Genomic DNA, 23,270 nt, shown 5'->3' with positions numbered 1-23,270 from the left:
TATGAAATCATTTTTGATTAGTGTTTTAGGAGACGATAAGTCTGGGCTTGTTGACGGCCTTTCCAAAATCATTGTTGCAAATAATGGTGATTGGATTGAAAGTAATATGTCGAGTTTTGAAGGAAAGTTTGCAGGCATTCTTAAAGTTAATGTGCCCTCAAGTAATGCTGTAAAACTAAAAAAAGAACTGACCTCTTCCACTTTAGGTCTTCAAATTGCATGTGAGGAAACTAAACCAGTTGATGAACTTAACAACGTTATGAGTTATAACATTGAACTGATTGGCCAAAACCATGTAGGAATTATAAATAAGCTTTCTCATGTTTTAGCTGATGAGTTGAAAGCTAATGTTGAAGAGCTAAAGACTGAGATAATTGATGCTTCAATGTCTGGAGAGCAGCTCTTTAAAGCCCAAATTAATCTTCACCTGCCCAACTCGCTTGATGAAAATCTAATCAGAGATAAGCTAGAGCAAATTGCTGATGAGATGATGGTCGAAATATACTCTTATGAAAGTTAGAATTAATCAGAAACTACCATGGGCAATGAAAGCGCTGTTTCTGTAGTTTGACTTTCCGTAGCTAAAGAACTCTCCACTTGGTAGTAAGACTTTCCCACCTGCTGACCTTAATACTGCATCTCCAGCAGCTGTATCCCACTCCATAGTTGGTCCAAATCGAGGATAAACATCAGCCTCACCGCAGGCAATTAAACAAAATTTTAATGAAGATCCAATAGAAATTGTATCTTTAATATGATTGCTATTAAGCCAATTATTCGTCGATTCATCTCGATGAGAGACACTTGCAACAGCTATAGGGCCAGAATTTGGGACAGGTCTTATTGTAATTTTCTGAATACCTTTTTTTGATTCTTCAAAAGCTCCTGTAGCGCTTGAAGCAAAAAACATCCGATCCAGAGCTGGTGCATAGACAACTCCTAAAGTAGGAATTCTATTTTCTATTAGACCAATGTTGACTGTAAATGATCCAAGCCCATCCTTTTTAAGGAATTCTTTGGTTCCATCCAGCGGGTCAATTAGGAAAAATTGTTCTGTAACCTCTGCTTGATGGCTACTTGAGTTTTCCTCTGAAATGATTGGGATATCAGGAATAATTTCTTTCAACTTCCCTAGAATGACATTCTCTGAAGCCTCATCAGCAAGAGTAACTGGAGATCCATCATCTTTGAAGTTGACCTCGATTGAGCTTTCATAGATTCTCATGATCTCACGACCAGCGTCTCGAGCAACTTCTCGCAACTCTTCAAGTAATTGCGAATAATCTATCTGCATCATTTGATTAGGCACTTAGCTTAAGTGATAATGTTGTGCTCTGGGCCAAATGGGAATTTTGTAATGTCATAAGCACTATCTTCAGTAAGAACCATTACGTCATGCTCCCTATAACCTCCTGCTCCTGGCTTACCCTCTGGAATCATAATCATTGGCTCCATAGAAACTACCATATTTTTTTGTAAAACAGTATCAATGTCCTCTCTTAATTCAACGCCAGCCTCACGGCCATAGTAATGAGACAGGACTCCGAACGAGTGCCCATAGCCAAAAGTTCTACTTTCGAGTAAACCGTATTCCTCAAAAATTTTATTCAGTTCAAGCGCAATATCCTTGCATGCTACTCCAGGCTTAATTAGTTTCATACCTTCTTCATGAACTTTGACATTTATTTCCCATAGCTTTAAAGATGCATCATCAACATGATCATAAAACAAGGTTCTTTCTAGCGCAACATAATAGCCAGCAATCATTGAAAAACAGTTAAGACTTAAGATATCTCCTTTCTGAACTTGTCTTGTGGTGACTGGATTATGTGCACCATCAGTATTGATTCCAGATTGAAACCACGTCCAAGTATCCATTAGCTCTGAATGCGGATAGCGCTTTGCAATTTCTCTAACCATGGCTTGTGTGGAGTGAAGTGCAACTTCATGCTCAGGAGCTCCTTCTTTAATTGCTTCAACTAATGCAGCACCACCAATATCACAAACATTTGCTCCCTGGATGATGTGTGCGATTTCCTCATCTGATTTAATTGAACGCATCTTCATACAGTCAACGGAAATATCAACAAAGTCTGCTTGGTCGAATGCTGCGCCAAGTTTATCTAAACGTTCTTTGGTTATGTGGTCATATTCAATACCAATTTTTCCAGTATTTTTGACAAGCTTCTGTAGGGCATGAAAGAAGCTGTCTTTTTGCCAATCGGTGTAGACCAGATTTTCACCAAAGGTACGTCTAAAAGGTTGACCGCCATCAATATTAGCAGTAACAGATGTCACTTTGTCTTGAGTTACTACAAGTGCATAAGGCCTACCAAACGAACAGTAAAGAAAATCACTATAGTAATTAATGCCATGGATAGAGGTAAAAATAATAGTCTCAATATTGCATTGAGCCATATGATCTTTTAGTTTTTTTTGCCTATCTAAGTATTCTTGATCACTAAATGTATGGGTGATATTATCACCATTTGGAATAAGAATCGTTCTGGGCATGTTCATAGCAAATCCTGGATATATTTAATTTGAGCGGATGTTAGACAATATTGACAAGTATAGCAAGCTTTTTTCAAACAAAATATTTTAAGTTTTTAAAAATGAAGATATGCCTTATATTTTTAAAACATTCTAATTTATTGTGATTTTTTTAAAACAGTTTCACGGACGAATGTATAAAGTCCTGAGACTACTACAATTGAAGCTCCAATTATGGTTAAGCTATCTGGATTCTCCTCAAGAATGATAATTGCAAGCAACATAGCAAAAACTATTCTTGAATATCTAAACGGAGATATAACTGACATTTCACCAATTCTTGAAGAGATAACAAGTGAGTAATAAGCAATTACACCAAAGGCAGATGCGCCAATAAAATATAGAATTTGATTAGATGTAGGAATTACCATTGGTGAGTTAAATGGAATAATTAGAATACCTGAGATTCCAAAAGCTATGAAGGCATACAATGCAATTGTTACCGAAGGAAGTTTAACTTGCATAGCGCGAGTTGCTAGATCGCGAGCTGCTAAAAATACGGATCCAAGTAATGCAAATATTGATGCTGGCATAAACCCTTCAAAGCCAGGACGGACAATCAATAATACACCTATAAAGCCAATAAATACTGCCGTCCAGCGTCTCCAACCTACTTTTTCTTTAAAAAATATTACAGCACCAATTGTTACTAATAATGGCGCTATTTGTAGAATTGCTGTGGCAGATGAAAGAGGCGTTAAAGCAATTGCTGTAACAAAAAAAACTGCTCCTAAAAGCTCACAAATTGTTCGAATTATTACATGTTTGTTTAATAGATCTTTATGAATAATTGGCGCACGCTGCAGAAGTGCAATAATTAGGAATACAACTGTCCCAGTAAACCCAAGGATTATTATTACTTCTGATATTGGAAAATAAGTTGAGAGCATTTTAATAAAAAGATCCTCAAATGCAAAACCTGCCATCGCGAGAATCATAAATAGGATGCCCTTTAAGTTATCCATTTTTGTTGACCCAGATATTAAAGTTGAATTTTAACTGTAGCCATGCCCTCTTGAGTAATTATTTATTTTGGGAGGAGTCCATTGTTTCAAGGAGTCAGCTGATGGTTTGAAAATCTCCACCTTTAGAGGATAGCAATTCGCCTCATCGCTTGAATGGCTGGAACTACAATCGCCACCAGGACAAGATGACAATCCTCCCAAAAGATCAATTTCAGCAAAGAATTCTATGAAATCATCTGGCCTTACAGGGCTTGCTTTCATGAAGTACTGGTGAGTATTTTTTGTAAATCCGGTGCACATAAAAACATTTAGTACGTCATGAACGTTATCCTCTATTTGAGAAATTGGCTTTTGTTGCTGATTTGAGAGTGCTCTGCATAGATTTGAGTGACAACAGTAGTGATACTCTTTGTTATTTAAAGCGACGTGTGTATAGGGGTCACACCTTGTTCCAATTACATCATGAACGCTTCCACCATCCTCATCATAGCCATACCAGTCTAGAGTGTCATGGGTAATGGTAGCCATCGGCCTTAAAAAAGGAAGATTCGAATAAAGTCTATCCCCAGTACTCAAATGCGTCCCATAAAGTGCACGCGTTTTGCCACTAAAAAAACGTTCACTAATATTATGTTTGTTCCATAAATTTAAATCTCCAACTTGTGGCCCTTCAACACTGATAATTCTGAAAAAACAACCCGCAGGAACTTCAAAAGTTTTAGCATCTCTTGGAGGAATTATGATTGACTCTATTAGATGCATATTTTCTCTGGCAGATTGATAAATATTTGCGTCATAAGCTGGTAGATTGTCAATGGGATAAGATATGACTGGTTTAATGCCACGACGACTTTTTGCATCATCTGGCTCTGGACTTTGATTAATTATTTTCATAGTTGTCTCCTATTGATAAAACCATAACCATTATGTTGATTTTAGAGTGCTTTTCCAAATCCACCACCACCTGGTGTTTTTAGAACAAAAAGATCATTTTTCCCGACCTCTACCTGACCTTTAGTGCCTAATTTTGTGATACTTTCATCTGAGTGAATAACGTAATTTTCTCCAACGGCACCTGACTCACCTCCAGACACTCCGTAGGGCGGAATTTTCCTATGGCCCGCAATAATATTCACTGTCATTGGCTCCAGGAACCGCATCCTTCTATCCACTCCATCTCCCCCTCTATTAAGACCTTTTCCACCAGAATTTTTTCTGATGCTAAATGACTCAAGTTTGACTGGGAAGCGCCACTCTAAAACCTCTGGATCAGTCAGCCTTGAATTTGTCATGTGGGTATGAACCGCACTGCAACCAGGTTGGTTTGAACTGGCTCCAGAACCACCACAAATGGTTTCATAGTTTTGGACTTTATCGTTGCCCCAAATATAATTATTCATCGTCCCTTGTGATGCTGCAAATTCTCCTAGAGCTCCGAGCAAAGCATCAACAATGTATTGCGAAGTTTCAACATTCCCAGAAAATACAGCTGCTGGGTATTGGGGGTTGATCATTGAATGTTTGGGTATGATTAAATTTAAAGGTTTTAGGCATCCAGCATTAAGAGGGATATCGTCATCAACTAGGCAACGGAAAACATATAAGACTGCAGCGTAACAAATTGAACTTGGAGCGTTATAATTTCCTGGGTGTTGACCACTTGTGCCAGTGAAGTCAATGGTTGCAGAACGATTTAGTTTGTTGACGCTTATTGAGACTGTGACTTGATGACCATCATCCATCTTATATGTAAAGCTTGAATCACTTAATACATCTAAAACTCTTCGAACAGATTCCTCAGCGTTATCTTGAACATGGCTCATGTATGCGTGAACAACTTCCAGGCCATAGTGCTTGATTATTTTCATTAGTTCTTGAGACCCTTTTTCTGCAGCTGCAACTTGAGCTTTTAAATCAGCAATATTTTGTTTAATATTTCTAGCAGGGTGTTCACCTGAGCTTAATAATTTGTATATTTCCTTTTCAAGAAATACACCCTGAGCGACTATGGTGAAGTTGTCAATTAGTACCCCCTCCTCTTTAACATGAGTCGAGTTTGCTGGAGCAGAGCCAGGAACTGTTCCTCCAATATCTGCATGGTGACCTCTTGTAGCAACATAGAAAATTACGTCCTCATTATTGTCATCAAATACTGGCTTTATAAGTGTAATATCTGGCAAATGTGTGCCCCCATTATATGGGGCGTTAATAAGAAAGGCATCTCCTGGATTCATCGTGGCAGAATTTTCTCTAATGATCGTCTTAATGGATTCACTCATTGAACCTAAATGAACTGGAACATGGGGTGCATTTGCTACAAGATCTCCGGTTGGGGAGAATAATGCACATGAAAAATCTAGACGCTCCTTTATATTAACAGAAGAGGCTGTATTCTCAAGAACCATACCCATTTGTTCTGCAACACTCATAAATAAATTGTTAAATATTTCTAACATGATGGGGTCTACACTTGTTCCAATAGCACTTGACCTTATGATTTTTTGAGTTCGAGTTAAAAGTAAATCATTACTATCTCTAAGAGTTGCATCCCATCCTGGCTCAACTACGATAGTTGAGGTTGGTTCGATGATTACAGCTGGACCAGAAAGTTTTTCATTGGGTTTAATATTGTCCCGATGATAAAAAATAGTCTTTTCAAGTTTTCCATTGATAAATACATCTTGGGTTTTAAGAGGTTTAGTTTTTAGCTTATCAGAGATAATTTTAGTTGACTCAAATTGCTCACTTTGACACGAAACCTCTGACTGGATTGATTCAATGATGACAATCTTTTCGGGTGAAATAAAGCCAAACCTTGTTCTATGTGTTCTCTCGAAACAATGTTTCATTCCCTCAACATCTTCAAATGGAACAGCTAATGACGTGTCAGAATCCTTATAGCGGAGATAGACTCGATCAGTATAAAGAAATAAGCTTTTATTGAGGTTTTGTGAGATTAAATCTTTCTTACCCTTGACATGAAGCCTTTTGAAATTCTTTGAAAGGTCATCAATTGCACTATTTCCAAGAGGCAATTCAACAGTTAAATCATAGATAGTTCGACTATCGGCAAGTCCAATACCGTAAGCAGACAAAACGCCTGCATAAGGATGAAGATGGATTTTTTTTATACCTAATCTATCTGCAACTAAGCATGCGTGTTGTCCGCCAGCACCACCAAAACAAGATAGGGCATAGTCGCTGACATCATACCCGCGTTGTACTGATATTTTTTTTATAGCGTTGGACATGCTCTCAACAGCGATTGATAAAAATCCTTCTGCAACAGCAGACGGATGGACTGTTTTTTTAGTTTTTAAGGAGATTTCTTTAGCAAGGTCTGTAAATTTTTTATCAACAATACTGAAGTCAAGTTTTTGATTGGCTTTGGGTCCAAAGACTTTAGGAAAAAATTCTGGATTTAATTTACCTAGCATCACATTGCAATCTGTAACAGTAAGAGGACCCCCATTGCGATAACAAGCTGGGCCGGGAAATGCTCCTGCAGAATCAGGTCCTACTCGATATCTTGAGCCATCAAAATGAAGAATTGATCCCCCACCTGCAGCTACTGTATTTATTAACATCATTGGTGAGCGAAGCCTTACGCCAGCTACTTCAGTCTCAAGAGTTCTTTCATATTCTCCATTAAAGTGGCAAACATCAGTGGATGTTCCACCCATATCAAAACCGATGAGCTTATTGAGACCAATCTTTTCCCCAGTTTTGACCATGCCAACGACTCCACCAGCTGGTCCTGAGAGTATGGCATCCTTGCCTTGAAAATAGTTTGCATCCGTCAAACCTCCATTGGACTGCATAAACATTAATTTTCCATAGTCGCTTTGAGTTGGGCCAAGTGCATCTTTGACCTGATTGACATAGCGACGCAAAATTGGTGATAAGTATGCATCAACGACTGTCGTGTCTCCTCTTGGAATCATTTTCATGAGTGGGCTGACTTTGTGGCTAACTGAGATCTGTACAAACCCAATTTTTTTAGCAATTGCAGCAACTTGTTGTTCATGGCCTTGGTGTCTATAACCATGCATCAAAACAATTGCTATCGAATTAAATCCTTGATCAAAAGCAATTTTTAGTAATTTTTTTGTATTAATTAGATCAAGTTTTTTAATTATTTTTCCGTTGATATCGACTCTTTCTTCAATCTCAACAATCTCCGAATAGAGCATGTCAGGAAGCTGGATATCCAGTGAAAATAATTGGGGTCTTTGTTGATAGCCAATCCTTAAGATATCTGAAAAGCCTGAAGTGATCGCTAATAAAGTTTTCTCACCTTCTCTCTCTAACAGAGCATTAGTTGCAACTGTTGTCCCCATTTTTATTGAGTCAATCTGATCAATCGGAACGCTATCTGCATCTTTTAAGTTTAATAGGTTTCTTATGCCTTGTATCGCTGCATCCTTGTATTGAGCTGAATTTTCAGAAAGTAGTTTGCGCGTTGAAATTTGCCCCTCTGGACTTCTACCAATAATGTCTGTAAAGGTTCCCCCTCTATCAATCCAGAACTGCCACTTAGGTCTTTCATTAGTTACCATCAAAATTTATTTACTTATAAGTCTGAACTAAATTATATATGCAAATAAATAGATATAAGTTAGCATGACTAGAGCGCTTAAAAAAATGATTGACATGAGGTAGTTTTAGGAACAAAATGCAAAAAAGTTCTATCCAGATATTTCAAGGGGGCAATAGGATGAACAACAATTATTTACTTGGCTTTAGCTTGGTCGTTATTAGCGGCATAATTTGGAGCTTTGGTGCACCACTAGTAAGATTACTTGAAGATGCTGAGAGCTTTAGGCTTCAGTATTTGCTTTACAGGGGTCTGGCCATTACCTCAGTCATACTCATATTCGTTTTGCTCAGAGAGGGTCGACACTTTTTTCAAACATTTAAACGGATTGATTCATGGAGCTTAGTGGGTAGTCTCGTCATGTCGGTCACTTTCTTTGGTTGGATTTATGCACTAACTACTACTACAGTTGCAATCACTTTATTAATGCTTGCATTGTCACCCGTTTTGTCAGCATTTTTGGGGTTTGTTATTCTAGGAGAGAGACTAAGTCGTATCACCTTTTTAAATATGTTAATAGTGGCTGCTGGAATCACAATTATGGTTTGGGATTCTGATAAATCAACTACTATCATTGGAGCTATTTATGGATTCTTTGTAGCTTTAGGTTTTGCTATATACACAATAACACTAAGAAAAAATCCCGAAGTACCGAAGTTATTGACACCCGCTCTTGCTGGCTTTTGGTGCATGCTATGGGCAACTATCCTAATTCTCATTAATGGTAGTGGTTTTGAGATGCCAACTATCAATATTGGAATCAGCATGTCCCATGGATTAGTAGTTGGCTGTGGATTAATACTCTATGGACTTGGTGCAAAATACCTACCTAGTGGTGAATTAGTAATGCTTTCACTCCTTGAAGTCGTGCTAGGTATTTTTTGGGCTTGGCTTCCAGTTATAGGCATTAATGAAGTTCCAACTAGAAATACCTTAATAGGTGGAATGGCAATTATCTTGGCCATTATTCTTCAAGGGATATATGCCAGAAAAAAGCACGTTATTCCAATGCCATAAGCTCTTGTAATATATTTATTTTTTTGTTTTATTTGAAAGATTGCTTTAGCCAATCTTTATTGCTAAAATTCCTCCTTTTTAGCAAATCAGCACTGACACGTTAGATTGGATATAGTTTCATTTTTTGTAATAAATAATTACCTATCATTGTCTTTGTTAATTTATTTATTTATCAACTCTAATGCTACAATTGACTTCTTACAATTAAATTAAATTAAATGAAAGAGCTAGTTTTTCCTGATATTAATTTTGATAACCTTGAGCGTTGGACTGGTGACGTTTCACCACTCGAGTGTATTCATATTAAAGATGAGACTCATAATGTAAAAAGCTTTACTTTCAAATCAAAGAAAGACGCTTGGTTTCAGTTTTTTCCTGGACAACATACAACTCTTTTTTTGAATATTGATGGTAAGGATGTCATGCGCACTTATACGATTGCATCAAGCCCTACAAAGCCAAATACAATTACTATCACCAATAAAAGAATGCAAGATGGCGTGGTGACAAACTGGATGCATGACAGCCTTAAAGTAGGTGATTGCGTTGAGGCACTTGATATTGGCGGGTCATTTAGTGTAGCCCTTGATCAACCAAAGCCAAAAATTTTACTTTTATCAGGTGGAAGTGGAATTACGCCGATGCTTTCTATGTCGAGATACTTTTTTGACCTTTCAATGGATCTTGATTTGGTTTTTATTCATAACGCTCAATCTGAAAACGATTTGATTGCAAAAGCAGAGCTCGATTATTACGAGTCAACTCAGGATAATTTTAAGAGGCACTATGTATGCGATGTCGCTAGTGAAACTTGGGATGGTGCGAGTGGCTATCTTAGTGAAGAGATGATGGTTGATCTGGTGCCTGATTTCACAGAACGAGAAATCTATTGTTGTGGACCAGAACCTTATATGCAAAACGTTAAGAAAATTCTTAACTCTTGTGATTATGATATGAGTCTATACCATCAAGAAAGTTTTGATATTGAGAGTTCAACTGCTCAAAATAACATGGCTATTGATGCAGATTTGCCCGAGCATAAAGTTTCAGAAAGTGAAATAAATGAATATAATGTCACCCTGTCAAAGAGTGGTGAAGTTTTGCAATGTGGAAGTAATACAAGTATTTTGGTTTCAATCCAAAAACAGGGAATTACAGTCCCATTTGCATGCTCTCAGGGTTTGTGCGGAACATGCAGAACTAAAATGCTTGATGGGACAGTTGAGATGGATGCTCAAGGTGGGCTTTTAAAGTCACATGAAAAAGAAGGATACATACTGACTTGTTGCTCTTACCCAACCAGTGATATTGTTCTGGATTTATAGATTTATTAGTTGAGTTAAAGTTATGCAAAAAAAATATTCGTGGTATTCCTTGTTGAAAGCAGGCTTGTCCAACCAAGAGTGGGATAAAGCAATTCCACTATGTAAGCCAAAGTCGAAGTATGACGTCATTATTATTGGTGGAGGAGGTCATGGTCTTGCTACAGCTTACTATTTAGCGAAGGAATGCGGGATTACTAATGTTGCAGTTGTTGAAAAGGGATATATTGGCGGTGGAAATACCGGTAGAAATACTACAATTATTAGGTCAAACTATCTCAGAGATGAAGCGTCTAGTCTGTATGAGCACTCAATGAGGCTATGGGAAGGGCTAAGTGAAGATTTAAATTTTAATGTCATGTTCAGTCAAAGAGGAGTCTACAATCTTGGACACACCCTTCAGGACATGAGGGATATTGAACGAAGAGTAAATGCCAATGTACTTAATGGCGTTGATGCTGTCGTTGTTGACCATAAAGAGATTAAAGAACAAATTCCGATTATCAATACCTCCAAAAATGTCAGGTATCCAATTATGGGTGCTTCATTCCAGGCGCGTGCTGGTGTGGCTCGACATGATGGCGTAGCATGGGGTTTTGCTCGAGCAGCCTCAAACTTAGGTGTCGATATTATTCAAAATTGTGAAGTCATTGATATTGAAGTTGAAGAGGGTAGAGTGAAAGGTGTAAAAACCACGCGAGGAGATATTTTTGCAGATCAAATTGGATGCGTCAGCGCAGGACACTCTTCAGTGATAGCAAAAATGGCCGGATTAAGACTGCCAGTTGAGAGTCATCCTTTGCAAGCGTTTGTATCTGAGGCAATGAAGCCTATTCTCCATACGGTTGTAATGTCCAACGCTGTTCATGGATATGTCAGTCAGAGTGATAAGGGGGATTTAGTAATTGGTGCTGGAATAGATGGCTATAACTCTTATGCTCAAAGAGGTAGCGCCAAAATAGTAGAGCACTGTGCAGCGGCAATACTGGAGTTGTTTCCAATTTTTTCTCGCGTTCGCATGAATCGACAATGGGGCGGTATTGTTGATGTCTGTCCTGATGCCTGTCCAGTGATTAGCCCAACTAAAGTTCAAGGTCTCTACTTTAATTGCGGCTGGGGAACGGGCGGCTTTAAGGCGACACCTGGTTCAGGTAATGTTTTTGCGCATACTATTGCACAAGACAAGCAACATGAATTGGCAGTTCCATTTCACATTGATCGCTTCACAACTGGCGCTCTTATAGATGAGCATGGCGCCGCAGGCGTAGCCCACTAGTTTAGTAAAAGGTAATATTATGTTTTCGATAGATTGTCCATACTGTAAAGAATCAAGAGATCAGAATGAATTTGCGCCTGCAGGGGAAGCTTTCATTGCAAGACCTCAAAACCCTGAGGCATTGACTGATGAACAGTGGGCTGATTATGTATTTTATCGAACAAATCATAAGGGTGACCACTGGGAGCAATGGGTTCATACGGCTGGTTGTCGAAAATACTTATTAGTCAAAAGATCAACCATTAGTCATGAAGTCATCCAGGTGTCGACTTTTGGAGAGATTAACAGTGAGAACATATCATGAGACTAGATAATCACAAAAGCAGTCTCATAGATTATTCAAAGCCACTGAGTTTTATATTTAATAATAAATCCTACAAGGGTTTTCATGGGGATACGCTAGCTTCAGCGCTTATTGCAAACAACGTCCTCTTCTATGCAAGAAGCTTTAAGTATGGCCGAAAACGTGGATTGATGGGGGCAGGAGTTGAAGAGCCAAATGCCTTAGTTTCTCTCGAGATAGGGGGAAGATATACTCCCAATATGAAGGCTACTGAGGTGATGCTTTATAATGGTTTGAGTGCTGTTAGTTCCAGCAATCCAAATTCATTTGATTTTCGCGCTATGATTAAGCCACTGCATCGTTTTATGCCAGCGGGCTTTTACTACAAGACATTTATTAAACAAAGAGTTTGGTCTTTGGTAGAAGATAGCTTGAGATCCTTATCTGGGTTTTCTAAAGCTCCTACTGAAGTAGATGAGGATGTGTATGATCATGTATTTCAGCATACTGAGGTTCTTATCGTTGGCGGCGGAGTATCTGGCATAACAGCAGCATTAGAGATCCTAAACCACTCAAAAAATGCTAGGGTGATTTTGGTTGACGAAAGAGAGAGTTTGGGCGGAGAATTGCTGAGTGAGTTTTCAACTGATGAATCATCATACGACTGGCATGAAGAAAGCATTAATAGTCTATTGAAGTTTAAGAATGAAGATAATAGTCGTCTTAAAATCCTCACATCAGCGACTGCTTATGCTTGGTATGATCATAACTATATTGAAATTTTACAAACCAATGCTACGGGTCAATCTACTTTAAAAGATGGTGTTCGATCAGCAAGAAAAGTTCTACATAAGATTAGAGCAAAAGAGGTTATTTTAGCTACCGGAGCCCATGAGCGACCAATGCTTTTTGAAACCAACGACTTGGCCAATATTATGCTAAGTCAGTCTGTTAGACGTTACATTGAAGAGTTTAGTGTGGTCTCAGGTAGAAAGGTTATTTTGTATGGAAACAATGACAGTATTTATAGCACTGCAATCAGTCTAAATAATAACAATATTGATTGTAAAGTGATTGATGTAAGAGCTCCTGGTGGTGAAAGTGAAATTGTTCTCAACGCTAAGAATTCAAGTATCGACATTCTTCAAGGCTTTGCAATTAGAAAGGCGAATGGAGCAAGCAGCATTAAAGGTGTTGAAATTTCAAAAGTTGAATTACAATCTAAGCCGCCTCATTGGCAATCCCAATGGAGGCTTACCAAAGATACACAAACACTAGAATGTGACTTATTAGCTACGTCAGGCGGGTTTAATCCTGTTGTGCACTTGGACTGTCATTGTGGTGGTAAGACTTATTTTGATGAGTATTCCCAATCATTCTTGCCTCAAAAAGAGAGAAAGAGTAGAAAAGTTTGCGGTGCTGTAAATTCTGTTGGGTATTGGAAGGATGCCATTTTAGATGCTAAAAATAAAGCGCAACAGTCCCTGGAGTCTATGGGTGAAGTTAAAAAGGCCATTATTCAACCACTTACTAAGGAGTGCTCAAACTATTACAAGGTTGATCGATTCTTTACTCCAAGTGAAATCCTTAATAAGCCTAAAGTGTTTATTGATATGCAAAATGACGTCACTACTTTGGATGTTGCGCTTGCAATTAGAGAGGGCTATCAGTCTATCGAGCATATTAAGCGTTATACAGCAATGGGTTTTGGTACTGACCAAGGTAAAACTGGAAATATTAATGGAATCGCTGTAGCAGCTGAATTCTTAGATGTTCCAATGTCAGATGTTGGAACTACGACATTTAGACCAGCATACACTGGAGTTGATTTTGGTGCGATGGCAGGCCGAGAAGTAGGTGATTTTTTTGACCCACAAAGATATACAACGATTCACAACTCCCACGTGGAGAGTGGCGCTGAGTTTGAGTTAGTTGGTCAATGGTTCCGACCTTGGTTTTATCCAATGGAAGGGGAAGATATGCATCAAGCTGTCAACCGAGAGTGTAGATCTGTTCGAAACTCTCTAGGCATGATGGACGCATCAACGCTTGGAAAAATTGATGTCCAAGGAAAAGATGCAAGAGAATTTTTATCGAGAGTGTATACCAATGCCTGGATGAAACTTGCTCCTGGAAGTTGTCGTTACGGCTTAATGTGTAATGAAAAAGGAATGATTATTGATGATGGTGTATCAGCCTGTATTAATGATAATCATTTTATTATGACCACGACAACAGGCGGTGCAGCGAGTGTTTACTCCACTCTAGAAATGTGGCTTCAAACTGAATGGAGTGACTTGGATGTTCATCTCAATAGTGTCACAGATCAATTTTCAACGGTCGCAGTAGTGGGGCCAAATGCCCGCAAATTAATGGAAGTATTGTGTGAAGATGTTGACTTTAATAAAGAAAGTTTTAAGTTCATGCAGTGGCGTCCTGGAACTGTATGCGGAGTCAACGCAAGAATTATGAGAATTAGTTTTTCAGGGGAACTGGCTTATGAAATCAATATTGAAGCCAACTATGGTCGCTTCATTTGGGATCAAGTTGCACTAGCAGGGAAGTCTTGGAATATAACGCCTTATGGTACTGAATCAATGCATGTGCTTCGTGCAGAAAAAGGCTATATTATTGTTGGTCAAGATACAGATGGTTCAATGACACCTATGGATGTGAATATGAGCTGGATTCTTGCAAAAGATAAGTCATTTTCATATATTGGTCAACGCTCTTTTAGTATTGCTGCATTGAATTCAAATGATAGGCTTCAATTAGTAGGGCTATTAACAAAAGATGCCCAGGTCGTGTTACCTGAAGGGTCTCATATTATTAGTAATAAAGGGGTCTCTATCGGTTATGTAACCTCAAGCTATTACAGTTCATCTTTAGGAAGGTCTATTGCGCTTGCTCAACTGAAGGGCGGGCTTTCTAAGATAACTGAAACAGTTTTGGTGAAAATTGTTCAAGAGAAACAAGGATTGAAAGAGATACCTTGTGAAGTTTCTAGCAGCGTCTTTTATGATGCTAAAGGTGAAAAGGTGGATGGAAATGAGTGATTCTAAAAATAAAATTGAACCCATATTTAGATCCACTTTTGATCCTGTTACAGATGCTGATGGTTTTCTAATCAATCAGAAAAATCTTATCTCTCAGGAAGTAACTGGACACTCTTTGATTGTTCTAAGAACATCTGCAAGTTCAAAAAATAATACTAAGGTGGCAAAAGATATCTTTAATCTTAAGCTTCCTGGAGCGCTTGAGATAACTTCTGGCGATAATGATTCGAAATGTTTTTGGGTTAGCCCCGATGAATTTTGGGTTTTGTTATCGCGAAACCATAAGATAGAAATAGAAGAAAAGTTATCATCACTTCCTAAGGGTATTTCAATAAGTGATAATTCTGGAGCTTATGGAATACTTGAGTTTATTGGAGATCAAACTCACAATCTATTAGCTAGATGGATGAGCTATGATATTGAAGGCTCTCTTAAGGATGGAAAGGCTGTTTCAACTACTTTTGGCCAGGCCCCTGTGTTTGTTTATCGTTATAAAAAAAGTTTATTTATGATGGTGAGACACTCCTTTTCACATTATGTTGCGGGGCTACTAAAGGATAGTGCAAAAAGGTTATAAGCAGTTATATTGCTGTAAGATGTGAGCTATGAATAAGGTTGATTTTATAAGCATGGAAAATGGTACTGCTGAAGAGTATGCCTTTCTAGATAAGCTCGAAAATCAATATTTAGAAGATCTCCCCTCTCGACTCATTGAGGCTTTAAAAGCATTAGATTTTAGTCTATCAGGTTATCAAGTTAGTCGACTCGAACACTCTTTGCAAGGAGCAACAAGAGCTTTTGTAGCTGAGGAAGATTTAGAACTGGTTATGGCTGTTTTGTTTCATGATATTGGTGACTCTCTTGCACCCCACTCTCACTCTGAAATGGCTGCTGCGATTCTTCGACCATTTGTCTCAGAGAAAATCTATTGGATTGTTAAGCATCATGGTGTTTTTCAAATGTATTATTATGCGCACCACTCTGGCGGCGATAGAAATGCCAGGGAGGCTTTTATTGATAGTCCTTGGTATGACGATACCGTAAGATTTTGTCATCATTATGACCAAAACTGTTTTGATCCTGACTATAAATCAAAGCCGTTAGAATTTTTTATACCTATGATCAATGGGTTTTTTTCTAGTCCAAGATTAGATGACTCCGAGCAACTTGCAAGACATGGAAATAGATAATATAAGGAAACTGTAATGAGTTATTTTTTTAATAATTTTTCACCACGTCAGATTTACTTAATCATTTTTTTGATTGTTGGTTCACTGCTTGGTTATGCTGCGTACAGTATGAAAATTCTAGGCCTGGAGCCTTGCACACTATGTCTTACCCAGCAGTTCTTTTATTGCTTAATAGGCATTAGCTCATTCGTAGCCTTCCTTCATAACCCAAAAATTAATTTTAGTAAATTATATTCAATCTTATTATCACTTTTTGCTTTGGCTGGGTTGTGGATTTCTGGTCGCCAGATATGGCTTCAAGGGCTTCCTGAAGATGAGGTTCCTTTATGCGGTCCACCACTCGAATATATTATTGATGTGTTCCCTTTTGCTGACGTAATTAACGCACTATTTATGGGTGATGGGAATTGTGCTGAGATACCTTGGCAATTCTTGGGTTTGAGCATGGCTGGCTGGTCTTTTGTTTGGTTCCTTGTTATTTTGATTTTAAGTTTAACCGCGATTTTTAATTCTAAGTCTGCTTCATAGTAAAAATCTGCAAATTTCCATATTAAATCGTAATATGGTAAGATTTATAGGAAACGGGGTAACTTATTTTTAAGATTTGGCTGATTTTAAAGAAACAGTAACTAAGCTATTTGAATCAGTTGATATTCAAATCAATGGCTCTCGTCTGTGTGACCCTCAAATTCATAATGAACTTTTCTATTCACGCGTTTTAAGTGGTGGTTCACTCGCGCTAGGTGAAAGTTATATGGATGGGTGGTGGGATTGTGAAGCATTAGATGAGTTTAGTTGTCGATTACTTCGCGGCAGAATTGATAAACAAGTCAAGGTTACAAATCCTTCTTTCCTAATACATGTTTTAAAAGCCTATCTATTCAATGCTCAAAACATAAATCGCGCCTATATTGTTGGTGAGGAGCACTATGACACTGGCAATGATTTATTTAAATTGATGCTTGATCAAAGAATGAATTATTCATGTGGCTATTGGAGAAATGCCTTTAACTTAGAACAGTCTCAAGTCAATAAATTAGATTTAGCTTGCAGAAAACTTCATCTGAAGCCTGGTATGCGCGTGCTCGAAATTGGCTGTGGTTGGGGCGCTTTTGCAAAATATGCGACAGAAAATTACGGTGTTAGTGTGCATGGAATCACTGTATCAAAAGAGCAAATGATTTATGCTAAAAAATCTTGTGAAGGGTTAGATACAACCTTTGAATTAAAAGATTATAGGGCGTTAAATACAAAATATGATGCAATCGTTTCAATAGGAATGTTTGAGCATGTGGGGTATAAAAATTATCGAGATTATATGGAAGTTGCTCATAGATGCCTCAGTGACAAAGGGTTATTTTTGCTACATACAATTGGACGAAATACACCATCACGATCAACTGACCCTTGGACAAATAAATATATTTTCCCTAATGGAATGGTTCCCTCTCCGGCTCAGATTAGTGGCGCTGCGCAGGGCATTTTTGTTATTGAGGACTGGCATAACTTTGGGCAGGATTATGATAAAACCTTAACGGCATGGAATGAAAATTTTCAAGATAACTATGATCATTTAAAAGAAAAATATGATGAGAGATTTAAGCGAATGTGGGAGTATTACTTGTTAATGTGTGCTGGAACCTTTCGATCTCGGAGAAATCAATTATGGCAACTAGTGATGTCTAAAAACGGCATAAAAGGCGGCTACAATTATAAGAATCATGCCAGATTTAATGTCCAAAAAGACCATCAATCATAGCCACTGCATTACAACCAGCATCATAAGCCAAACCTTGATTTTCAAAGTTAATGCCACCAATACCAACAATAGGGATATTGATATCTTTTCTAATATTTTTGATTATAGAAAGAGGGCAATGAATCGCTTTTGGCTTATTGATTGATTTAAATATTGCTCCTAGAGCGACATAGTCAGCACTATTATTTTCAGCATCGATCGCAAGTTCAATACTATTATGACAGGTAACACCAATGATGCAATTCTCACCTAGAGCCTTTCTTGCTAGTCTAGCATTAATATCACCTTGACCAATATGAATGCCATCTGCATCTAATTTCTCATAAAGGTTGATATCATCATTGACAATAAATAAAGTATTATGTTGCTTACATAGTTCAATCAATTTATTAGCTTCATAGAGCTTATTTTTTATGTCTAGAGTTTTACGGCGATACTGGAGAATATTAACTTTATGTTTTTTAATTGCATTCTCCATAAGGGCCATATCAAAACCTTTGTCTGGAGTAATTGCGTACAATCCTTGTATTCTCTGATTTAGCATAGTATGGCAATTTTACAAACTAATAAAATTCGAACAATTGTTACCTTTATTATAGTCTTAGTAGGTATTATTTGGATATTCCAGAAAAATATTTTATCTTTATCGTTTATAAATAAAACAAATAAAGAGTTAGTAACAAATAAAGAGAAAGTTGAAAATACTACTTACTCTTGAGAAAATAGACAACTTTGTTATAAAGGAATATTCTAAAAACCATGTTCTCTTGCATACCATAAAGGCCGATGTTTATAAAAGCTTTAAGAACTCTCCGATCCAATTAGAAACTGTAAAGTTAGTAACTTTTGATGAATTTCAAAAAGAAACCCTAATTCTAAAGTCCAATAAGGCAGAAATTTTTAAATCTGGCTCAATTCATTTTATTGGAGAAGTTGAAATTAAAACTATGAGCGGTATTTCTCATCAAATTGATACCGAGCTTTTAGTTTTTAAAGATGATGAAATTAATAGCAATAGAGATGTCTTTTATATCGGGGAGAGTGCAAAAATCAAAGCCCAGGGTATGAATATGAATACTAATAATGACATAGTAAATCTAATTGGTGATGTTGAAATTGTTCAGGATGATGGCGGAATCTTAGTTACAAAAAATTTATTCATTACCCATAATGTGGATGATAAAAGTTATATTAGTAAAGATAGAACAGTATATAAATCTAATCAAAATAAAGTAACCTCAGACAAAGGAGTTGATATTAATATGAATTCAGAAAAAACCAAACTTTTTGGTGATGTTAGAGTTCTTAATAGTTTTGGGAGCTCACTTACTAGTTATGATCTACTAATTGACAAGTCAAATGGCGGTGAGATTTTTAAGTCTGATTCACCATCACATTTTCAATCAGATACAGTTGACATAAAGGCAAAAAAAATGCATTATGATATTATTGCAAAAAAACTTAAATTAACGGATGGGGTTATTGCAAATTATGAATAAATTAATTTTGTTGGCCGCTTTATTTTTCCCGATACATGCATTCGCTTTGCCTGGCGATGCAAAGCAACCTATAGAGATTGAGGCTGAATCTGTAATGGTAAATGAGACATCTGGTTTTAATGAGTTTATTGGTGATGCAAAAGTAAGGCAAGGTTCATTACTTATGGCAGCTCAACTTATTCAAGTTCAAAGTAACAACGATGGAGTCCAAACAATGAAAGCACAAGGAACTCTTGACCAGCCTGCTAAGTATATTCAAAGTCAAGAAAGTCAGGCTCGCTATATTGAGGCTACTGCAATCTTAATTACTTATGATGTGAACGAAGGGATGATTTTTCTAGTTGGTAATGCCTCCTTAGTTCAAGGATTTGACTCATTTAGTGGCGAGTCACTGACTTATGACATCGACAATGATAAGGTCCTAGTAAAGGGTTCAGAAGACGGAACCAAAAGGGTGAAGTTTAAAATTGAACTATAGAAAGATTTAGCTCACTAGTGCAGTTGAAATTCTTTCTTTAACTTCTTCAAGTGTGCCAACGCCATTTATAGCTATGAACTTTGTACCTATTTCAGGTTTTTCTGAATCATTTTGATAATATTTAACTAAGGGCTCAGTTTGCTTATGGTAAATCTTTAGCCGGCCTCTTACAATATCCTCTTTGTCATCGACCCTTTGAATGAGTTCTCCTCCGGTAATGTCATCTTTACCAGACTCTTGAGGGGGATTAAATTTAACATGGTATGTTCTGCCAGAGGAAAGGTGAACACGACGTCCCGACATTCTGACAACAATATCATCATCTGGGACTTTGACCTCAACGCAGTAATCAATCCTGATTCCTTCCAATTTGAGTGCATTTGCCTGATTTATAGTTCTAGGAAACCCGTCTAATAAATAACCATTATGACAGTCAGGCAACTGTATTCTGTCTTTAACAAGTGCTATGATTAGATCATCAGGAACAAGATTTCCTGCGTCTATAGTTTTTTTGGCCTCTACCCCAACAGGTGATCCAGAATTTACAGCAGCGCGCAGCATATCTCCAGTTGAAATCTGAGGAATATTAAATTTTTCACAAATATGTGCCGCTTGAGTGCCTTTTCCTGCACCTGGCGGACCTAATAAAATAACATTCATTTGAGCACCTTTTATTTAAACTTCAAAGGGTGGTAACTTTTTCCCAACCTTAATTTTTTTCATTACAACGTAGTCTGGCAATCCGTTATTATACGGTGGATAATTCTCGCCTTCAATAAGCGGAAATAAATATTCACGACATGCATTTGTTATAGAAAATCCATCTTCGGAGATATAGCTTTCTGGCATCATTTTCTCTACATTTGCAATATCTTTTAATTCCCCATATCCAATTTCCCACTGATAAGGGTTGTTTGATTTTCTAACTATTGAGGGCATGATTGAATTTTTGCCATCAAGAGCCATTTCAACTGCCGCCTTTCCAAGAGCATACGCTTGCTCAACATCAGAGTTTGAAGCTAGATGCCTAGCTGCACGCTGAAGGTAATCTGCTACAGCCCAATGAAATTTATAGCCTAAAGCTTTTTTGATTATGTTAGCAACAACTGGAGCTGCACCACCCAGTTGCGCATGACCAAAATCATCTCTAGTGCCCTGTTCAGCGAGGAATGTGCCATCAGGCCACTTAGTTCCCTCTGAAACAACAATGGTGCAATACCCATACTCTTTAACATTTTGATCAACTTTAGCCAGAAACTTTTCTTCATTGAAGTCAACTTCAGGGAACAGAATAACTACAGGTATCGAAGAGTCAACTAGCCCTCCCGCTGCTGCTATCCATCCAGCATGCCGACCCATCACTTCAAGGACAAAGATTTTAGTAGAAGTGGCAGCCATTGAAGCAACGTCAAAGCTTGCCTCCATGGTAGAGACCGCAATATACTTCGCAACCGACCCAAAACCTGGGCAATTGTCGGTCACCGGTAGGTCATTATCAACAGTTTTAGGAATGTGAATTGCTTGAATTGGAAAGCCCATACTTTCTGATAGTTGAGAAACTTTCAGGCAGGTATCAGCTGAATCACCACCACCGTTATAGAAAAAATAACCAATATTATGTGCCTTAAAAACTTCAATTAAACGCTCATATTCAGCCCTATTTGCTTCCAGTGATTTCATCTTGTAGCGACAAGACCCAAAGCCACCTGAGGGTGTATGATTTAGAGCAGCGATATCTGCATCCGATTCAGCAGATGTATCAATGAGATTTTCTGTTAGTGCCCCTATGATGCCATTCTCTCCGGCATAGACAGTACCAATTTTGTCTGAGTGTTTTCGAGCTGTTTCAATTACACCACTTGCCGAAGCATTAATTACAGCTGTTACTCCGCCAGATTGTGCATAAAAGGCATTTTTCATAATATTCTGATATTGTTAATAGTTAAAAAAAGATTTAGAATTGGATTTAGTATAGAAGTCTTATTCAAAACTTATAGATTTTTATCTTTAACATGTGAGTATATCATTTGATATAAATGTGGCTCTGAAAAATTCTAAACTAGGGTTTAATTTTATTAATTAGAGATTTTAAAGTGCATAAACAATATGAATGTGTCAATTTGTTTCACCGCCAATAGCAAGTAAATATATTAAAGAGTCTTGTGATAAAAGTCTTGCATTTTAAAAGCCCAAACTCCTGAAGCTCTATATCAGTTATATTTCTTAGAGAACTTCAATTCTTGTTTGAAAACACCTTTACCATAGCAGATAAATCATGCCCCCCTATGTTTTGATCAATTGTTTCTTTAAACATCAAACTTAATCCTTGATGAAATCTTGTATCCACTCCAAGTTTATCTGAGATTTTCAATAACTTTAAATGTGCGTCATACCAAGTTGAAACAGATGCTTGTGTATTTTCAGTATCCTTGTTAGCTATAGCATCCAAAATACGCAGCGGCTCTGTTTGCATGCGTGCAAAATTATGAACAGTTTGTTCTCTAAACGATTTTAAAGGGACATCACCCTTTAAACATAAGGCAGCACCATTTATTAGGCCAGCTGAAAAACCCAATACACTAGACATAATTGCATTACCTAAGACTACAGGAGCGGAAAGACTTTCACCAAGGTAACTAATCTTTGGAGACATTAGTCTTAAAATTGAGTCACATGACTCAATCACATCTGATTTGCCAGCAAGAATAATTGACGCAAGCTCTGTGCCAATTTGTTCTGGAAAACATAAAATAGAACCCTCTATTAGCTCCACATCAAGATCTTTCATAATTAAAGAGTTTGCTTCAACTTCAGCCATACTTCCAGTTGACAATTGGACTAGAATGGAGCTTTTTAAGCTGGAGCGTACATTTTCATAGTCAATAATCTCTTTCCATGCGTCATAATCTGACAAGCAAACAATGACTATATCGCATGATTCAATTGCCTTGTGCGGTTGAGTATAAGTTATAGCCCCTTTTTGAGCTAATGCTTCAATCTTTTCTGGGGTTCTATTCCAAACATGAATCTCTATTTCATTTTCAAGAAGGGTTTGAGCTAATGCAGTTCCCATAGCGCCTATACCAACTAATGCAACTCGATTGTTTTTTTTGATCATAAATTACCTATTTAATGAAGTACTTAAGTTAAGTGCTATATTTTAATTACTAAAATTACAGTTCAAATAGAAGTTCAAATTTTATTTGGTATGTGAGGGGTATATAAATATTTATGCTATTGAGTTAGGCTGCCTCTCAATGCTTAAGAGTATGTAT

21 protein-coding genes are annotated in these 23,270 nt (G+C 37.5%); 12 read left to right on the top strand and 9 right to left on the bottom strand.

The annotated features are described in order from the left end of the window. Position 1 precedes the first annotated feature (1 nt). Positions 2-520 (top strand): ACT domain-containing protein, encoded by a 519-nt coding sequence (locus tag AC5YGB_RS08365; protein ID WP_496137236.1) that lies wholly within the window; start codon positions 2-4, stop codon positions 518-520. Between the two features lie 6 nt (positions 521-526). Here the strand turns inward: AC5YGB_RS08365 and cysQ are convergent, their stop codons facing one another. The 5 genes from cysQ to AC5YGB_RS08340 form a co-directional block, all read right to left on the bottom strand. Next, positions 527-1,297 carry a 3'(2'),5'-bisphosphate nucleotidase CysQ gene (gene cysQ, locus AC5YGB_RS08360; protein WP_496137235.1) on the bottom strand — a complete coding sequence of 257 codons (771 nt, stop codon included), beginning with the start codon at positions 1,295-1,297 and terminating at the stop codon, positions 527-529. 17 nt (positions 1,298-1,314) lie between these two features. After that, a complete protein-coding gene (locus AC5YGB_RS08355) occupies positions 1,315-2,520 on the bottom strand; it encodes a M24 family metallopeptidase (RefSeq protein ID WP_496137234.1) in 1,206 nt (401 codons plus the stop codon). Between the two features lie 131 nt (positions 2,521-2,651). Then, complete coding sequence (locus AC5YGB_RS08350) at positions 2,652-3,518, bottom strand: DMT family transporter (protein ID WP_020028683.1); 867 nt, start codon at positions 3,516-3,518, stop codon at positions 2,652-2,654. Between the two features lie 30 nt (positions 3,519-3,548). Next, the gene (locus tag AC5YGB_RS08345) at positions 3,549-4,412 is read right to left on the bottom strand and encodes a DUF1989 domain-containing protein (RefSeq protein ID WP_496137233.1); all 864 of its coding nucleotides are present in this window, start codon (positions 4,410-4,412) and stop codon (positions 3,549-3,551) included. 41 nt (positions 4,413-4,453) lie between these two features. Beyond that, positions 4,454-8,077, bottom strand: coding sequence for a hydantoinase B/oxoprolinase family protein (locus AC5YGB_RS08340; RefSeq protein WP_496137232.1), 3,624 nt, complete (start codon positions 8,075-8,077; stop codon positions 4,454-4,456). A gap of 158 nt (positions 8,078-8,235) precedes the next feature. Here AC5YGB_RS08340 and AC5YGB_RS08335 point away from each other — a divergent pair, with 158 nt between their 5' ends. The 9 genes from AC5YGB_RS08335 (at position 8,236) to cfa (ending at position 18,018) form a co-directional block, all read left to right on the top strand. After that, entirely contained in the window at positions 8,236-9,132 is an 897-nt protein-coding gene (locus tag AC5YGB_RS08335) for an EamA family transporter (protein WP_496137231.1), read from the top strand. Between the two features lie 218 nt (positions 9,133-9,350). Then, on the top strand, positions 9,351-10,457 hold the full coding sequence (locus AC5YGB_RS08330; protein ID WP_496137230.1) for a 2Fe-2S iron-sulfur cluster-binding protein: 1,107 nt from the start codon (positions 9,351-9,353) through the stop codon (positions 10,455-10,457). Positions 10,458-10,479: 22 nt separating this feature from the next. After that, positions 10,480-11,730, top strand: a complete 1,251-nt coding sequence (locus AC5YGB_RS08325; RefSeq protein ID WP_496137229.1) for a sarcosine oxidase subunit beta family protein — start codon at positions 10,480-10,482, stop codon at positions 11,728-11,730. A gap of 19 nt (positions 11,731-11,749) precedes the next feature. Beyond that, positions 11,750-12,034 (top strand): sarcosine oxidase subunit delta, encoded by a 285-nt coding sequence (locus AC5YGB_RS08320; protein ID WP_496137228.1) that lies wholly within the window; start codon positions 11,750-11,752, stop codon positions 12,032-12,034. Next, positions 12,031-15,069, top strand: coding sequence for a glycine cleavage T C-terminal barrel domain-containing protein (locus AC5YGB_RS08315; RefSeq protein WP_496137227.1), 3,039 nt, complete (start codon positions 12,031-12,033; stop codon positions 15,067-15,069). Before AC5YGB_RS08320 ends, AC5YGB_RS08315 begins: the two co-directional genes overlap by 4 nt. Then, positions 15,062-15,646 (top strand): sarcosine oxidase subunit gamma family protein, encoded by a 585-nt coding sequence (locus AC5YGB_RS08310; protein ID WP_496137226.1) that lies wholly within the window; start codon positions 15,062-15,064, stop codon positions 15,644-15,646. The genes AC5YGB_RS08315 and AC5YGB_RS08310 overlap by 8 nt, the downstream gene beginning before the upstream one ends. Positions 15,647-15,674: 28 nt before the next feature. After that, positions 15,675-16,259 carry an HD domain-containing protein gene (locus tag AC5YGB_RS08305; RefSeq protein WP_496137225.1) on the top strand — a complete coding sequence of 195 codons (585 nt, stop codon included), beginning with the start codon at positions 15,675-15,677 and terminating at the stop codon, positions 16,257-16,259. 15 nt (positions 16,260-16,274) lie between these two features. Then, on the top strand, positions 16,275-16,787 hold the full coding sequence (locus AC5YGB_RS08300; RefSeq protein WP_496137224.1) for a disulfide bond formation protein B: 513 nt from the start codon (positions 16,275-16,277) through the stop codon (positions 16,785-16,787). A gap of 76 nt (positions 16,788-16,863) precedes the next feature. Next, positions 16,864-18,018, top strand: coding sequence for a cyclopropane fatty acyl phospholipid synthase (gene cfa / locus AC5YGB_RS08295; protein WP_496137223.1), 1,155 nt, complete (start codon positions 16,864-16,866; stop codon positions 18,016-18,018). Here the strand turns inward: cfa and thiE are convergent. Further along, complete coding sequence (thiE, locus tag AC5YGB_RS08290; protein WP_496137222.1) at positions 17,990-18,562, bottom strand: thiamine phosphate synthase; 573 nt, start codon at positions 18,560-18,562, stop codon at positions 17,990-17,992. The two genes, cfa and thiE, sit on opposite strands and share 29 nt — an antisense overlap. A 151-nt stretch (positions 18,563-18,713) precedes the next feature. On the opposite strand from thiE, the gene lptC reads away from it, so the two are divergent. Together lptC and lptA are read left to right on the top strand one after the other, a co-directional pair. After that, positions 18,714-19,517: an LPS export ABC transporter periplasmic protein LptC gene (gene lptC, locus AC5YGB_RS08285; RefSeq protein ID WP_496137221.1), complete on the top strand. Its 804-nt coding sequence runs from the start codon at positions 18,714-18,716 to the stop codon at positions 19,515-19,517. Then, positions 19,510-19,995 carry a lipopolysaccharide transport periplasmic protein LptA gene (gene lptA / locus AC5YGB_RS08280; RefSeq protein WP_496137220.1) on the top strand — a complete coding sequence of 162 codons (486 nt, stop codon included), beginning with the start codon at positions 19,510-19,512 and terminating at the stop codon, positions 19,993-19,995. Before lptC ends, lptA begins: the two co-directional genes overlap by 8 nt. 6 nt (positions 19,996-20,001) lie before the next feature. Here the strand turns inward: lptA and adk are convergent, their stop codons facing one another. The 3 genes from adk to AC5YGB_RS08265 all read right to left on the bottom strand — a co-directional run bounded on the left by adk (position 20,002) and on the right by AC5YGB_RS08265 (position 23,113). Then, a complete protein-coding gene (gene adk / locus AC5YGB_RS08275; protein ID WP_496137219.1) occupies positions 20,002-20,655 on the bottom strand; it encodes an adenylate kinase in 654 nt (217 codons plus the stop codon). Positions 20,656-20,670: 15 nt separating this feature from the next. After that, entirely contained in the window at positions 20,671-21,915 is a 1,245-nt protein-coding gene (locus tag AC5YGB_RS08270; protein ID WP_496137218.1) for a diphosphate--fructose-6-phosphate 1-phosphotransferase, read from the bottom strand. A gap of 313 nt (positions 21,916-22,228) precedes the next feature. Further along, complete coding sequence (locus AC5YGB_RS08265) at positions 22,229-23,113, bottom strand: NAD(P)-binding domain-containing protein (RefSeq protein WP_496137217.1); 885 nt, start codon at positions 23,111-23,113, stop codon at positions 22,229-22,231. Positions 23,114-23,270 lie beyond the last annotated feature (157 nt).

The organism is Candidatus Pseudothioglobus sp. uisw_142 (assembly GCF_059512465.1).
Note: the sequence above shows the minus strand (reverse complement) of the source record. Positions and strands in the feature narration are given on the sequence as shown.

Coding starts and splice junctions, on each gene's coding strand:
- AC5YGB_RS08365 (WP_496137236.1), top strand. CDS start 2: ATGAAATCATTTTTGATTAGTGTTTTAGGAGACGATAAGTCTGGGCTT.
- cysQ (WP_496137235.1), bottom strand. CDS start 1,297: ATGATGCAGATAGATTATTCGCAATTACTTGAAGAGTTGCGAGAAGTT.
- AC5YGB_RS08355 (WP_496137234.1), bottom strand. CDS start 2,520: ATGAACATGCCCAGAACGATTCTTATTCCAAATGGTGATAATATCACC.
- AC5YGB_RS08350 (WP_020028683.1), bottom strand. CDS start 3,518: ATGGATAACTTAAAGGGCATCCTATTTATGATTCTCGCGATGGCAGGT.
- AC5YGB_RS08345 (WP_496137233.1), bottom strand. CDS start 4,412: ATGAAAATAATTAATCAAAGTCCAGAGCCAGATGATGCAAAAAGTCGT.
- AC5YGB_RS08340 (WP_496137232.1), bottom strand. CDS start 8,077: ATGGTAACTAATGAAAGACCTAAGTGGCAGTTCTGGATTGATAGAGGG.
- AC5YGB_RS08335 (WP_496137231.1), top strand. CDS start 8,236: ATGAACAACAATTATTTACTTGGCTTTAGCTTGGTCGTTATTAGCGGC.
- AC5YGB_RS08330 (WP_496137230.1), top strand. CDS start 9,351: ATGAAAGAGCTAGTTTTTCCTGATATTAATTTTGATAACCTTGAGCGT.
- AC5YGB_RS08325 (WP_496137229.1), top strand. CDS start 10,480: ATGCAAAAAAAATATTCGTGGTATTCCTTGTTGAAAGCAGGCTTGTCC.
- AC5YGB_RS08320 (WP_496137228.1), top strand. CDS start 11,750: ATGTTTTCGATAGATTGTCCATACTGTAAAGAATCAAGAGATCAGAAT.
- AC5YGB_RS08315 (WP_496137227.1), top strand. CDS start 12,031: ATGAGACTAGATAATCACAAAAGCAGTCTCATAGATTATTCAAAGCCA.
- AC5YGB_RS08310 (WP_496137226.1), top strand. CDS start 15,062: ATGAGTGATTCTAAAAATAAAATTGAACCCATATTTAGATCCACTTTT.
- AC5YGB_RS08305 (WP_496137225.1), top strand. CDS start 15,675: ATGAATAAGGTTGATTTTATAAGCATGGAAAATGGTACTGCTGAAGAG.
- AC5YGB_RS08300 (WP_496137224.1), top strand. CDS start 16,275: ATGAGTTATTTTTTTAATAATTTTTCACCACGTCAGATTTACTTAATC.
- thiE (WP_496137222.1), bottom strand. CDS start 18,562: ATGCTAAATCAGAGAATACAAGGATTGTACGCAATTACTCCAGACAAA.
- lptA (WP_496137220.1), top strand. CDS start 19,510: ATGAATAAATTAATTTTGTTGGCCGCTTTATTTTTCCCGATACATGCA.
- adk (WP_496137219.1), bottom strand. CDS start 20,655: ATGAATGTTATTTTATTAGGTCCGCCAGGTGCAGGAAAAGGCACTCAA.
- AC5YGB_RS08270 (WP_496137218.1), bottom strand. CDS start 21,915: ATGAAAAATGCCTTTTATGCACAATCTGGCGGAGTAACAGCTGTAATT.
- AC5YGB_RS08265 (WP_496137217.1), bottom strand. CDS start 23,113: ATGATCAAAAAAAACAATCGAGTTGCATTAGTTGGTATAGGCGCTATG.